Annotated in this window: 12 protein-coding genes; all 12 read right to left on the bottom strand. The window is 26.1% G+C overall.

The genetic code is table 11. The features are described from left to right. Positions 1-2 precede the first annotated feature (2 nt). The 12 genes from BEN51_RS03900 to BEN51_RS03845 all read right to left on the bottom strand — a co-directional run bounded on the left by BEN51_RS03900 (position 3) and on the right by BEN51_RS03845 (position 14,333). Positions 3-659 carry a cyclodeaminase/cyclohydrolase family protein gene (locus BEN51_RS03900; protein ID WP_119864781.1) on the bottom strand — a complete coding sequence of 219 codons (657 nt, stop codon included), beginning with the start codon at positions 657-659 and terminating at the stop codon, positions 3-5. A 5-nt stretch (positions 660-664) separates the two neighbouring features. Continuing rightward, positions 665-1,900, bottom strand: coding sequence for an O-antigen ligase family protein (locus BEN51_RS03895; RefSeq protein WP_119864780.1), 1,236 nt, complete (start codon positions 1,898-1,900; stop codon positions 665-667). Next, positions 1,897-3,423 (bottom strand): murein biosynthesis integral membrane protein MurJ, encoded by a 1,527-nt coding sequence (murJ, locus tag BEN51_RS03890; protein ID WP_119864779.1) that lies wholly within the window; start codon positions 3,421-3,423, stop codon positions 1,897-1,899. The genes BEN51_RS03895 and murJ overlap by 4 nt, the downstream gene beginning before the upstream one ends. Continuing rightward, positions 3,420-4,520, bottom strand: coding sequence for a glycosyltransferase (locus BEN51_RS03885; RefSeq protein WP_119864778.1), 1,101 nt, complete (start codon positions 4,518-4,520; stop codon positions 3,420-3,422). Before BEN51_RS03885 ends, murJ begins: the two co-directional genes overlap by 4 nt. A 56-nt stretch (positions 4,521-4,576) precedes the next feature. Further along, positions 4,577-5,299, bottom strand: a complete 723-nt coding sequence (locus tag BEN51_RS03880; RefSeq protein ID WP_119864777.1) for a WecB/TagA/CpsF family glycosyltransferase — start codon at positions 5,297-5,299, stop codon at positions 4,577-4,579. Positions 5,300-5,388: 89 nt separating this feature from the next. Then, positions 5,389-6,477: a tetratricopeptide repeat protein gene (locus tag BEN51_RS03875; protein ID WP_119864776.1), complete on the bottom strand. Its 1,089-nt coding sequence runs from the start codon at positions 6,475-6,477 to the stop codon at positions 5,389-5,391. A 151-nt stretch (positions 6,478-6,628) separates the two neighbouring features. Then, a complete protein-coding gene (locus BEN51_RS03870) occupies positions 6,629-8,356 on the bottom strand; it encodes a phospho-sugar mutase (RefSeq protein WP_119864775.1) in 1,728 nt (575 codons plus the stop codon). Between the two features lie 88 nt (positions 8,357-8,444). Then, on the bottom strand, positions 8,445-9,035 hold the full coding sequence (locus BEN51_RS03865) for a 50S ribosomal protein L25 (protein ID WP_119864774.1): 591 nt from the start codon (positions 9,033-9,035) through the stop codon (positions 8,445-8,447). 218 nt (positions 9,036-9,253) lie between these two features. Beyond that, on the bottom strand, positions 9,254-10,378 hold the full coding sequence (locus BEN51_RS03860; RefSeq protein ID WP_236906252.1) for a M15 family metallopeptidase: 1,125 nt from the start codon (positions 10,376-10,378) through the stop codon (positions 9,254-9,256). A gap of 23 nt (positions 10,379-10,401) precedes the next feature. Then, a complete protein-coding gene (locus BEN51_RS03855; protein ID WP_119864773.1) occupies positions 10,402-11,436 on the bottom strand; it encodes a hypothetical protein in 1,035 nt (344 codons plus the stop codon). Beyond that, positions 11,424-11,885: a 2-thiouracil desulfurase family protein gene (locus tag BEN51_RS03850; RefSeq protein WP_119864772.1), complete on the bottom strand. Its 462-nt coding sequence runs from the start codon at positions 11,883-11,885 to the stop codon at positions 11,424-11,426. The genes BEN51_RS03855 and BEN51_RS03850 overlap by 13 nt, the downstream gene beginning before the upstream one ends. Positions 11,886-11,972: 87 nt before the next feature. After that, positions 11,973-14,333: an endonuclease MutS2 gene (locus BEN51_RS03845; protein ID WP_119864771.1), complete on the bottom strand. Its 2,361-nt coding sequence runs from the start codon at positions 14,331-14,333 to the stop codon at positions 11,973-11,975. Positions 14,334-14,346 lie beyond the last annotated feature (13 nt).

Below are 14,346 nucleotides of genomic sequence, written 5' to 3'. Positions count from 1 at the left end.
TTTTATTCTGGATAAATTATTTTTTCAACCTCTTTTATTAAGTTAACTTTATTAATTGAAGATTTTTCCAACAAATTACTGCATTCTCCCAAAAATTTATCTATCTCTACTTTAGTTAAATCTTTCCTTAATAAATTTAAATTCACCTTAACATTTATTATGGCACTTTCTATTGCTGCATCTAATAATACTGCTGCTACTCCTGCATCAGAAGTTAAATTTTTATTTCCATACTTTACAGCAAAAGAAATATTTTGATAAAACTTTATACATTCTCTTGCTAAATTCAGAGGTGTTTCCATTGCTTTAATAGTATTTTCTTTAATTGCCTTTTTTCTATTCATTATTTCTTCGTTAGTTTCTTTTGGAAGCTTGTAACTATCCATTAATTCTAAAAAGTCTTCTCTGTCTTTTTCCATAAAGTTCATTAACACATCAATTAAATTTAAAGCTTGCTCATTAAATTTAAGCATATCTTCTTTATGTTTTTCTTCTAAGCTTTCGAAAACCTTTTTCCCAATAGTCAAAGAATAAACCATTGCATTTAAAGAAACTGCTAACGCACCAACTAAAGCTGCTGTACTTCCACCGCCTGGCGATGGTTCTTTTGATGATAATTCCTTTGTAAACTTTTCTAAGCTATAATCTTTAAATAACATATATATCACCTCTCCTCATTGGAAGATATATTTTTCAGTAATTCTCCGTAAAACACCCAAAAAATTAACGAAATAAAACTCATTATATATAATAATGCTGATTCAAACAAATTATATACTAATATAGAAATAATTAAAGAAAAAATATTTTTATTTAAAATATAATTTTTATCATCATTATTAAGTTTAATATTTCTTATAAATTTAATTAAGCTTACTGCTATAAACACAATAAATAAAACTAAAGTAATAATTCCATTAGCTGTTGCAATTTGAAGATATATATTATGGAGCCCCCCTGCTTCAATTCCATTTAAAGCTACATCTGATGTTTCTTTAACTACATCTATATAAGAGGTAGTTCCAACACCCAATAATGGATTTCTTTTTATTACTTCAATAGCTGCTTTCCATAATAAAGTTCTTCCAGTAGAAAATTTTGCTATGTCTATACTAGAAAATATTTTTATTGCTGATATAACTGATATCAAAATCCCTGATAATAATATTATTATTCTGGTGCTTTTCTTTTTTATAGAGAATATTATCATCGTAAGAGTATAAATAATTAATGCAATAAATGCCCCCCTAGCTTGTGTATGAATTAAAGTTATAATTCCAACAAAAATTATTACATATATAAAGATTTTATTTAATACTTTTAATTTCTCGCTAATAATTAAATGAAAAGCTGAAATTATAAGAAAAACACATAGTATTCCAAGAGTATTAATATTTACTGTAATACCTTGTAAAGTCTTAGTTGACATATCATAATCTTCAATTCGTCCATATACATTACCGTTTATTTCAAAATTTATTTTAAAATAATATGTAAATAAACTTATTAATACAACCGGGAATATAGACCACACTAAAAATTTAAATATATTATTAGTATCACTTGTATTTTTATTAACAGTTACACTAACAATAAAAAAGTAAATTACATTGAAAACTAATTTTATAAAATCTGATACATAATTAGTAGACACAAAAAAAGTGCTTAATTGAAATACCAGAAAAACAATTAATAAATATCTTACTTTTGATATATTTAAATAATATTGATTTTTTATAAACAAACAGAAATAAAGAAATGAAATAAAAACCATTAACAATGAAAATACAGTTGTTAAATAAGGTATCTCTTTTAAAAAAGTTACAGATATAATAGCATAAAAAATATATAACATTTTATAGTAAATATTTTTTTCTTCAAGCCAATCAAAAATTTTCATAGTTTCTCCTTATTTTTTATTATTTCTAATTCTTTTACATTAAATATATAAATTAATAATATATATATTATTAAGCCGATTGTCCCACAAATAAAGACGATTAATAAGGTTTCCATAAATCCATTGCTCAAAAATGTTAATAAGTATTCTCTAATATAATGAATCATCCCCCCTATCAATAAACAAATAATTATAACTTTAATTAAACTCTTTCTTATCTTTATTTTTATAAAACTATATTTTCTTTTTAATACAATAAATATTATTAAGGTTCCTAAAATAGTTGCTATGGAAGATGATATTCCTAAACTCATAGCCCCAAATTTTTTATATAATAAACCATTAAACAATATAAGCATAATAATAGTTAATATAGATGCTTTCATAGGAAGGTTAACTTCTTTTAAAGAATAACAAGCCTTGCTTAACAAATCTCTTATACCTGATGCTAACATTGTTGGAATTAATAATAATAATAATTTAGATGTTTGAATTGTTGATTCAGAAGTAAACTCATTACGTTCATATAAGATTTTTACTACATCACTTCTTAAGACTATTAACAATACAATTATTGGCAATATTAATACAACCATTAATACTAATGCTTCTTCTAAGGATTTATTGAACTTGCTTTTTTCTTCTTCAAAACTCATTTTCGATAAAATAGGATAAATAGCCATTGAAATGCCAATAGAAAAAATTTCTATTCCTAAATTTATAATTCTATTAGCATAATTATAAATAGAAATACTACCAGTTCCTATTAATGATCCAAAAAATATGTTAACTAGCGTTGAAAATTGCATTATACAAGTACTTGCAAGTACCGGAAAACTTAATTTTATTATTTCTTTTGTTTTATCATCAATATTCTTTAAAGAAAATTTAAACCTAAATCCTAATTTTCTAAATGAAGGTATATTAATTAATAGTTGGATAAAATAAGAAATTACTATAATAACACTAAATCCAATTATTCCAAACTTATCTACAGATAATAATAAATATAAAACTACTATAATGTTACCTGCTAAAGCCATAGCTGCTGCTTCATAAAATTTTTCATAAGCTTGCAATATCCCTGATATAACGCTCTGTACCAATATTGTTATTATTGAAGTATTAATTATCATTACTAACTTACAAGCTAAATCAAGTATCTCGCCTTCAAATCCTGGGGCAAAAATATTCACAATATATTTTGAAAATATAATACTAAAAATACTGATAAAAGCTCCTACTACTATATAAACAGATATCAGATTATTAGAAATTTTAATTTGATAACTTTTACTTTTTTTCTCTTTCAATTCTGTAAATATAGGAATTAAAATTGTTGTAACACTATATCCAATAGTCGCAAGAAATAGTAAAATATTTATACTATAGCCGTATACATCAACTTCGTATCCTGTTCCGTACTTTGAAGCTAATATACTCTCACGTAAAAATCCAATAACTTTTCCCAAAATAATTAATAACATAATTACAAATTGAGTTTTTATCAATTTATTTTTCATTCATTATTACTATCCTTCCTAATACACTCATTGAAAATCATATAATACTGTTCATAAAACTTCTCCATTGTATGATTTTCTAACACATATTCTTTAAGTTTTTCCGCCTTAGTCAATCTATTACTATCATTAAGGCAATTTTCCATTGCTTTGAATATTTCATATTCATTATTGGGGTTAAATATATAGCCTCTTTCCTTATTAATAATTTCTTTCAAAAAACCTATATCAGAGCATAAGGTTGGCTTGGTCAAAACTGCACCTTCCAATACTACAATTGGTGGTTCTCCTCCTTCATTTTTTGAAGATAAAATATTAGCATCAGACAAATCAATATATCTATATGCCTTATCCTGTTCTCCAAGCATAATTACAAAATCGTCTAAATTATTTTCATTTATGTATTTTTCAAGTCTTTTCTTTTCTGATCCATCACCAACAATAATCATTTTGCAATTTTTATATTTTGACGTAAGTAATTTATATCCTTTTAATAGATTTATTTGATTTTTCACAGGATGTAATCTTCCTACATTAATAAATAAAAATTGATCTTCTCCTATTCCAATTTTCTCTCGAGTTATATCTAAATCCCCTAAAATAGTTTTTATATCGATAGAGTTTCTAACAACATATATTTTTTCTGCATCAAAACTTTTCTTTATTAATTCTTTTATAACTTTAGAAACTGCAATATATCTTTTAAAACTCCTCAATCCCAAGTAAGATAATGGTGTGAAAAATATTTTCTTAATACCATTATTACTAAAATCATTTTTAAAATTCGAATGTACTACTGCTATAGATTTATTCTTGATTTTATTATTCATTAATTTATGAAGAAAAAACGCTTTTGCTCCGTGCCATAAAATAATATCAATATTATTTTCTTCAATATATTCTTCTAATGATTTACCCATAATTTCTTTAACATTCAAAGCTCTAACATTTATATTTTCATTTAAAGCTTTTTCTAACAGTTTACCTTCCCCTATACAAATTAAACTAGGATTAAATAATGTACTTCTGCAAATATTTAATACATACTCTCCACCACCACCATTGTCAGAACCTGTTATTATATTTAAAACATTCAACTTAACACCTCCTTACTAATTAAATAAAATTTATATAAATACGATATTACAATGAATCACCTATTATTTTTATATACTAGTATTAAAAATTTAGGAATGCTAGATAATCTTTTTATTCTCCATGGTTCTTTTACTACCCTATATAGCCACTCTAGTCCAATTTTTATCATCCATTTAGGAGCCCTTTTTACCTTTTCGCCTATTACATCAAAGCTTCCTCCTACACCCATAAAAATTTTACAATTTAATTCCTTCATATGCTTAATAATAAAACGTTCCTGTCTAGGACAACCCATAGCAACAAAAAGACAATATGGATTACTCTTTTTTATTTCTTCAACTACTTTTTCTTCTTCATTAGAATCAAAATAACCATTTCTATAACCAGCAATAATGATATTAGGATATTTCATTATTATATTAGCTACGCAAGAATTAAGACTTTCACTGGATGCTCCAAGTAAATATATACTCTTACCTTCCTTTTCACACTTTTCAATAATTCTATGCATTAAATCTATTCCAGCTATTTTTTCTTTAATAGGAGTTTTTAAAAATTTCGCAGCTATTTGAATTCCTACTCCATCAGGTATTATAAAACTATTTTCAGAGTTAAAATTATTAAGTAATTTATCATTCTCTAAAGCACTATATAAAACCTCTGGATTTCCTGAAATAATATGAACTTTATTATAATTTTCTATGTATTTTACTGCATCAGAAATACTATTTTTATATATTTTATAATCCAGAACTTTTATAAAATTATTATCTTTCATATTTACTCCTTATGAAATATTCTACTTATTATATCTTATCATATATAAATTTGACTAAACAACCATATGAAAAATATATTAATTTTTACTTACTTCACTAATATCTTTTCTAATTCTTTTACAATTTCATCTTCAGGGTTTATCTTTTTAGCTAATTCCAAGTGAATTTTTGCTTCTTCTATTTTATTCATATTTAAATAACACATAACAATATTTGTACATATTTCTACTTCCTTTGTAGCTTCAAAGGCCTTTTTAAAATATTTTATTGCCTCTTCAAATTGATTTAAGCAAGCATAATTTATTCCTAATTCTACTATAACTTCATATATTCCAGTTTCTATTTCAAGACTTTCATTCAAATAATATATTGCTTTTTCATAATTTTCCAACTTCCTATAAGCTACTGCTAAATAATAATAGATTAAAGGATTTTCAGGGAACTTTTCTAGTAAATCTACAAATATTTTTATTGCTTTAGCTACATCCTTATCTAAATAATCTATTGCTTTTTCATAATTTGAAACATTATTAATGTCGTCAATTAATATTTCTATTTCGTCATTTACTTGCCCACCATTATTCACATACTCATTTATTGCTACTTTAGCCCCTTCATAGTCGTTTTCGTCTTTCAAAATTAATGCCTTATATAAGTAAGCTTCGCTTATTTTTAACAAATGATTTTCACAATATTCAATATCCTTTAATAATATTTCTTTAAAAGATTTATCCTTTTCCCTTATTGTTTCACCAACCAAAAGAAGCTTTTTCATTACTTCTTTGTCTTTCGAAAATCTATAAAACCCTTTCAAAAGAATATATGCGTCTATTAAATCATCTTCTTTTATATTTTTAGCTATTAAACTTTTTATGCAAGCTTCTGTATCAGTTATATATGTTAATATAGTTTCATAATCTTCATTAAATCTCAGATTTTCATCTGCTCCCATAGAAAAAAACATACCTTCAATAAAATAATAAATAGGTAAATTTTTAATTCTTATTTCATCTTGTATATTTTCAGTTATGTATTTGTGAGATATTGGTATATATAAATCCTTATTAGTAAATTCTACATACTCAGGAATTTTTATTATTTCTTTAAAGACCTTTTGATTTATTTCTAAGAATAATAATTTAGCTAATCTTTCTTTAATCACTGTATTATAATCCAAAATAGAGAACCCTCCTTACAAATCACTTTACAATAAATAATACTATAATATTAATAAGCTTTCAAATAAAAAAGCAATTACTTGGAAATATTTAAAACTAGCTAGGAAATTGTAAAAATAATAAGTAGGGCATTGCCCTACTTATTATTTTCTAATTTAGTTTATCATTAATTAAAGATACCACTTCAGTTTTTAATCTTTCAAGACTTTCATCAGCATCATTTAAATCTTTTCCTATTGCTGCTATATAAGCTTTCATTTTTGGTTCAGTTCCGGAAGGTCTTATTACAAACCATGCCCCATTTTCTAAAATAAATTTAAGAACATTTGACTTTGGAAGATTAATTTCTTTCTTTTCTCCTCTTAACACATCAAGTTCCACACTTAACTTATAATCATTTTTCGTTACTACTTTAAGAGCATCTAATGTTTCTAAATTGTTTTTTCTAAAGGAATCAATACAATTTGCTATTTTTTCGCTGCCTTCTTTTCCCTTAAGTTCAAAAGAAACTAGTGTTTCTTTAAAGTATCCATACTTATCATAAAGATCTATTAATGCATCATATAGACTTTTTCCTTGTTCTTTATAATATAAAGTCATTTCGGCAATTAATGTTGCTGCAATGACAGCGTCTTTGTCTCTTACAAAATCGCCAGCTAAATATCCATAACTTTCTTCAAATCCAAAAATATAAGTTTTATTTTTATTTTCTTTATATTCTCTTATTCTTTCTCCAATATATTTAAAGCCTGTCAATACTTCTTCAACTTCAACACCATATTCTTTTGCAATGCCTTTTACGCCATCAGTTGTAACTATTGTCTTTATAACAAAACCATCTTTAGGAAGTTTATTTTCTTCCTTTAAAGATTTTAAAATATATTCACATAATAATAATCCTGTTTGATTTCCAGTTAGTACTCTAAATTCACCTTCATTATCTTTTACTACCACACCAATTCTATCAGCATCTGGATCTGTAGCAAAGATTAAATCCGGATTACTTTCTTTCGCCATTTCTAAAGCAAGTTTAAATACTTTTGGATCTTCTGGATTAGGATATGGTGCTGTTGGGAAATTTCCATCAGGTAGTTCCTGTTCTTTTACTACTTGAACATTTTCATATCCTAGCTCCTTTAAAACCCTCCTAACAGGCATATTTCCTGAACCATGAATAGGAGAATAGATAACTTTTAAATCCCTCGCATTTTCTTCTACTAATTTTTTTCTAATTGTTAATGATTTTACAGCATCTATATAGGCTTTATCAACATCTTCTCCAATGTATACTAATAAATTATTATCTAAAGCCTTTTCCTCAGAAATTGTTTTGATTAATGAAAAATCAGTAACTTTATTAACCTCATTTATTATTAAATTAGCTTTTTCGTCTGTTACTTGACCACCAAATTCATCATATACTTTATATCCATTATATTCCTTAGGATTGTGTGATGCAGTTACTACTATTCCTCCATTACAGTTTAAATGTCTAACTGCAAAGGAAAGCATAGGTGTTGGCCTTAAACTTTCATATAAATATACTTTTATATTATTAGCAGCAAGAGTTAAAGCCGCTGCTTTTGAAAATTCCTTTGACATATTTCTTGAATCATAAGCTATAGCTACTGATGGATTCTTAAAATTATTATTTAAATAATTAGCAAAACCTTGTGTAGCTTTTGAAACAGTATAAATGTTCATTCTATTACTTCCTGCTCCAATAACTCCTCTAAGCCCGCCAGTACCAAATTCTAGATCTTTGTAGAATCTATCTTCTATTTCCTTTTCTTCTTTTATGTTTCTTAGTTCATCTTTAATATCGTTATCAATTATTTCTGAATTAAGCCATTCTTCGTATTTTTCTCTATATAACATCTTACCCCTCCCAAAAAAACTTACAAAAATATTATACACCAAAGGAAAAATTTATCAAATACTAATTAAATTAAATAAGGGGCATTAATTAATCATTTACTCCTTCTTCTTCGCTAGCTTCATTATTTTCAGCTACAGTTCTTCTTTCATAGCTTACTGAAGCAACAACGGTGTTCAAATCATCTACAATAGAAAGCTCAGATGCTATTTCTAAATCAGCAATCCTGTAAACAGCCCCCTTGCTTAAATTTGCCATATTAACTTTAATACTTTTTGGTAATTTTTCAGCTAGTCCCTCTACTTTTATACTTTCTCTTTCTTTTTGAACAATCATACCTCTTCTATTAAGAAAATCTTCTCCTATATATTTAATAGGTATAGAAGAAACAACTTTTTGATTTTTTTCTAACTCTTGTAAATCTATATGAATTATTTTACCTGTAACAGGATCTCTTTGAACATCCTTTATTAGAGCTTTTCTATCACTTCCATCTAGTTTAAAATTTAAAATTCCATGATCACCAATTTCAGAAATTTCTCTACACAATTCTAATTCGCCAACTTCAAACATGAAGTTAATTTTATTTTTGTTATATAATATTCCAGGTACTTTGCCATTTCTTCTTAATTGTTTTGCTTTATTGTTTTTATCTCTTTTTTTTAAATCTAGACTTTCCAAGATCGATTCCTCCCATTAATATAATCTCTTAAGATATTCTTGGCAATTAGTCTAAATTTTATACGATAATTTATTCAATTAAATTTATTTATAGCAGAAAAAATTATTTTAATCCGTTGATTAAACCATAATAAAAACTCTTACAAAGTTTAATTGTAAGAGTCTTATTCTAAAATCTTTCAATATTCTGTAATTAATTGAATCGTAAACTAGTTTCCTTACAATCCAAGGTATTCTTCTAAAGTCAAATCACTATTTGCAAAATTAACACTATGTTCTACTCCAATATATCTAAAGTGCCAAGATTCATGCATATATCCTGTTTTCCATTCCTTTCCTTCAGGATATCTTAAAATAAATCCATATTTATAACAATTTTCTTTAAGCCATTTTGCTTCTTCAGTATACTTAAAATTTTCTTGTGCCCATAAACTTCTATCTACTCCCCCAATATCAAAAGCTAAACCTGTTTGATGTTCACTAAAGCCTGCCCTTGCTGAAAAAGTATCTGTTGATGGTTGTCCATATGTATATACATAGTTATTATACAATCTTTCTTGAGTATAATAACTTCTATAAGTTGAGAATGCATTTAAATAAATCCCTTCTGCTGCTGCATCTATTTTCATTCTTTCAAAAGCTTCTCTTGCTTCAGGATCTTCTCCAGGAGCATATGTATCAGGAAGTCCATATTCTTTATTTACTATTAATATACCATTAATATATTTAGGTTCTCTTATGCTAGGATCTTCAAGAGAGTTTTCTTCATATACTTCATCTATTTTTCTTATATTAGCTAACTTCTTATTTTCATCTATATATTGTTTAAGAATATCTAATATATTCTTAGCCTCATTATATTTTTTATCATTATAAAGAGTTTCAAATTCTCCTTTATAATTACTTATTGTTATTAATTCTTCTTCAAAAAATCCCTCTAATTTTTCGTCATTTATTTCATTAAATTGCTTCTCTAATTCTAATTGGTTTCTAGAACTAATTTCATTAAACTTATTAGTTAAATCTGAAATTAATATTTTTACACTACTTGTTATACCTTCATTTAACAAATTTTCAATTTTTTCAACTTCATCATATAAATCACTATCTGATGAGGCTAAATATAGATACTTAATATTATCCCTAATATAATTAAATTCAGTAATAAATTCTTCGTTAGATTTAATATCTTCTTTTGTCAATACATAACCTGCTAATAAAGGCATATTTTTTATATTAAAAGGTAAAAATATTAATATATTTATAAAAACAATTAAAGTAATCAATAAAGAGACTCTTTCTTTTATAGTTTTTTTTCCTTTTTTATTTTGATTTTTTCTCAATTGAAATACTCCTAACTATATCATTATTTTGTTAAAATTTTATTTATTTTTTCTCTTAAACTTTTGTCTAAAGAATAATCTCTTAAATAATATAAAGTATTATTTATTTCTTTATCTGAATTATCAAGCATATAATAAGTTATGGCAGCATCAACTTTTAAATCTTCATTTATATTATTTAAAGTAATTAATTTAGGCTCGTTTTCTTCTAAAACTGTAATCTTCTCTAAATTTATTGTTTTGCTACCTAGAGCTAAATCTTTTAAAAATTGCAAATGACCTTGTGTAAATCTTTCAGCAGCATTTATTAAATACTTTAAAACCTTTAATGATTTATCAGCATCTCCTTTTTTAATAAAACTTTTATAAAAATGTTGAATTAATCCTATAGCTTTATTGTTTCCTTTTATTTGAGACATGCAGCCAAGTATAGAAATTTTAGTTTCATCATTAAAAGCCATTATATTTTCCATTATTGAATCTATAATTTCATCTGTTTTTATATTTTCATTTGCTAATTTACATAATAGATTAGTAACCTTTATATATAAATTATTATTTTTTTGTCCTATTTTTTGTAATAATGGCACTCCATATTCTTTATAATTATATATAATCATTAGTACTGTATTCTCAACTACTAACTTCCATTCCTCAGGCTCAGTATATTTCTCTCTAAAAACAGGAAGCCTACTAATCTTTAAATTCAAATAATTTGGTAAATAGTCTATATATTTTGTACCAATATTAATTGCTGCTTTTCTTGCAGATATTTTTACTTTTTCAAAATCATCATAACTGCTTATTACTTCATAGATTTCTTTTAATATTAGTTCATCAATTTCTTCATCACTCAAATTTTTTTCTAAACTTTTATTTATAATCTCAATAGACTCAATATTTTCTATCTCTTCTTTAATTTCTTTAGTTTGTATTGTAGTACCCTCTTCATCCTTTTCTAAAATATCTTCTTCAGCTATATAGTCTTCTTCAATTAATTCTTCTTCATCTATATCATTATTTCTTATTAATTCTTTTATAAATTTTAAAAATCCCATTCATATCCCTCCAAAGCTGTATCGCTAATTATTTCTATGCCATTTTCTTTTAAAAGCTTAGCGGTAATACCTTGCCCTTTTATTTTATTTCCACTAAAAGTGCCATCGTAAACATAATTTACGCCACAAGAAGGACTGCCTTCTTTTAAAATAGCCATTTTTATGTTGCACCTTTTTGCTATATTCAAAGTTTCCATTGCACCCTTTATAAACTCTTCTGTAACATTAGTATTATTTTGAGTAATAATTTTATCTTCTCCTTTTAACACACCTTCTGCAGTACCTATAATTTCTGCAGGTATTCTAGGTGTAGTAAGTCCTCCTAGTTGTTCTGGACAAATAAGAATTGCTTTCCCTTCCTCTAAAAGCTTTAAGCATTTTTCATTTAAATTATTTTTTCCATTATATTTACAGTTTACTCCACATAAGCATCCACTTATTAAGTACATAAACTACACCTCTTTTCTATTAAATTATAGCACAAAAGAGACCTATTTACATAAGTCTCTCTATTATTTTAATACTATTTTAAGGAATTATTTTAGAGTTACAATCGTAACACCATCGCCACCTTCTCCATATTCACCTAATCTATATTGCTTAACATGAGGATGTTTTTTTAACATATCATTTATTGCTTTTCTTAAAGCTCCAGTACCTTTTCCATGTACAATTGTAACTTCACCTAAGTTTGCCATATATGCTTCATCCAAATATTTATCCGTTCTATAACAAGCTTCTTCAGCATCTAAACCTCTTAAATCAATTCTACTATCAACTCTTGCTAAATTTAATTTAAGTTCCCTTTTTTTCTTTTCCTTTTTATTATTATTATTTGTATTTAATTTTCTTAAATCTTTTAATTTTACGTTTATTTTCATAATACCGGCTTCTACTTGCACTTCACCTTTTGAATCTGGCATAGAAACTATAATTACATTTTGATTAAGCGAAGGTAAGTATGCATCCATTCCTAAAGTTACCTTGGTAATTTCTTCTCCTAAATTTTCTCTTTCCTTTATGAGGGAAGCTTCTTTCTTTTCTAAACTGTCTTTAAGTTTTTTTCTTTCTTCTTCTAACCTAGCTCTTCCACCTTGAGCTATTCCTAATTTTTCTAATTCTCTCATAGCTTTTAATATTTCGTCTGCTTCTTCTTTTGCTCTGAGAATAATGTTTTTAGCCTCCCTTTTAGCTTCAATATAAGCTTTTTCCCTTACCTCTTCTAATCTTTTTATCTTTTCCTCATATTTTGCTTTAATTTCTTCTGCTTCAATTTTTATTCTTTTTGCTTCTCTAGCATCGCGATTGGCTAATATACTCTTTTCTTGCAAATCTCTAATTAAATTTTCAAATTCTAAATTATCAGATGAAATATTATTTTTAGCCCTATCTATAATCTCCTCTCTTAAACCAAGCCTTTTTGAGATTTCAAAAGCGTTAGACTTACCTGGAACTCCTATTAATAATCTATATGTAGGCTTCAATGTTTCTACATCAAATTCTACTGAAGCATTTTCTATTCCATCTGTTTTTAATGCATAACCCTTTAACTCACTGTAATGGGTTGTAGCAATAACTCTTGCTCCAATACTTCTTAAGGTATCTATTATTGAAATTGCAAGGGCTGCGCCTTCCACCGGATCTGTTCCTGACCCTAATTCATCAAATAATACAAGAGAATTACTATCAGCTTTTTCTAATATTTTAACTATATTAGTCATATGAGATGAAAAGGTAGATAAGGATTGTTCAATACTTTGCTCATCTCCAATATCTGCAAATATATTTCTAAAGAATCCAACACTTGAATTATCCTTTGTTGGAATTAATAATCCACTTAGTGCCATTAAATGAAGAAGTCCTACAGTTTTTAATGTTACTGTTTTACCTCCTGTATTCGGTCCAGTAATCATTAAGGTAGTAAATTCTTTGCCTAAATATATATCTGATGGAACGACAACTTTAGGATCTATTAAAGGATGACGTCCTTGAATAATATCAAAACTATTATCTTCATTAACTATAGGACACATTCCATTAATACTTGAAGCATATTTAGCTTTTCCAAAAATAAAATCTAACTCAGTTAATATTTTATAATTACTTTCTACTAAATCAATATTTTCATAAATCTTATTTGATAATTCACTTAATATTTTTTCTATTTCTGCTTTTTCTTTTAATTTTAATTCCTTTATTTCATTATTTAAATTAACTAAGCTTATTGGTTCAATATATAAAGTAGCACCAGTAGAGCTTTGATCATGAATAAGCCCCTGTACTGCTCCTTTATATTCTGCTCTTACAGGTAATACATACCTATCTCCTCTCATTGTATAAATAGCATCCTGAAGATATTTTGAGTTTGCTCTAACTATTGAATTAATTTTATCTCTAACAGAAGAAATCTTGTCCCTTAAATTTCTTCTTATACTTCCTAATGCTGGACTTGCTTTATCGCTGATTTCCTCTTCAGATACGATTGAAATTTCAATAATTTCTTCTAATTTTCTAAGCGGAGTTAATATATCTGCTAGATCTTCTAACAATACATGTGGTGTCTCTTCCTCTTTTCTCTTTATGTAATCTTTAAATCTTCTAGCACACCTTAGCATTCCTCCAATTTTAAGCAACTGACCTGGAGAAAGAATACCATTTTTCTTTGCTCTTTCTATACCTTCCCCTGAATCATGCAATCCTTCAAAAGGAGGATTGCCTTTTTTAATTAGTAAATCTAAAGCCTCATCACTTTCCTGCAGCTTTTTTCTTACTTCATAAACTGTATCATAAGGCTTTAATTCATCAACAAGCTTTTTAGCACTTGCTGTAATTATATAGTCTTTTAATATTTCTTTTATTTTATTAAATTCAAGCACTCTAAGAGTTTTATTGTCCATAACTACTCCTTTT

Origin of the sequence: Clostridium isatidis, assembly GCF_002285495.1 — a bacterium.
GTDB lineage: Bacteria > Bacillota > Clostridia > Clostridiales > Clostridiaceae > Clostridium > Clostridium isatidis.
The sequence above is the reverse complement of the archived record's forward strand: the minus strand, read 5'-3'. Positions and strand labels throughout refer to the sequence as shown.

What these genes read in the sequence shown, in the direction of transcription:
- BEN51_RS03900 (WP_119864781.1), bottom strand. Translation starts at nt 659, where the DNA reads ATGTTATTTAAAGATTATAGCTTAGAAAAGTTTACAAAGGAATTATCA.
- BEN51_RS03895 (WP_119864780.1), bottom strand. Translation starts at nt 1,900, where the DNA reads ATGAAAATTTTTGATTGGCTTGAAGAAAAAAATATTTACTATAAAATG.
- murJ (WP_119864779.1), bottom strand. Translation starts at nt 3,423, where the DNA reads ATGAAAAATAAATTGATAAAAACTCAATTTGTAATTATGTTATTAATT.
- BEN51_RS03880 (WP_119864777.1), bottom strand. Translation starts at nt 5,299, where the DNA reads ATGAAAGATAATAATTTTATAAAAGTTCTGGATTATAAAATATATAAA.
- BEN51_RS03870 (WP_119864775.1), bottom strand. Translation starts at nt 8,356, where the DNA reads ATGTTATATAGAGAAAAATACGAAGAATGGCTTAATTCAGAAATAATT.
- BEN51_RS03855 (WP_119864773.1), bottom strand. Translation starts at nt 11,436, where the DNA reads ATGGGATTTTTAAAATTTATAAAAGAATTAATAAGAAATAATGATATA.
- BEN51_RS03850 (WP_119864772.1), bottom strand. Translation starts at nt 11,885, where the DNA reads ATGTACTTAATAAGTGGATGCTTATGTGGAGTAAACTGTAAATATAAT.
- BEN51_RS03845 (WP_119864771.1), bottom strand. Translation starts at nt 14,333, where the DNA reads ATGGACAATAAAACTCTTAGAGTGCTTGAATTTAATAAAATAAAAGAA.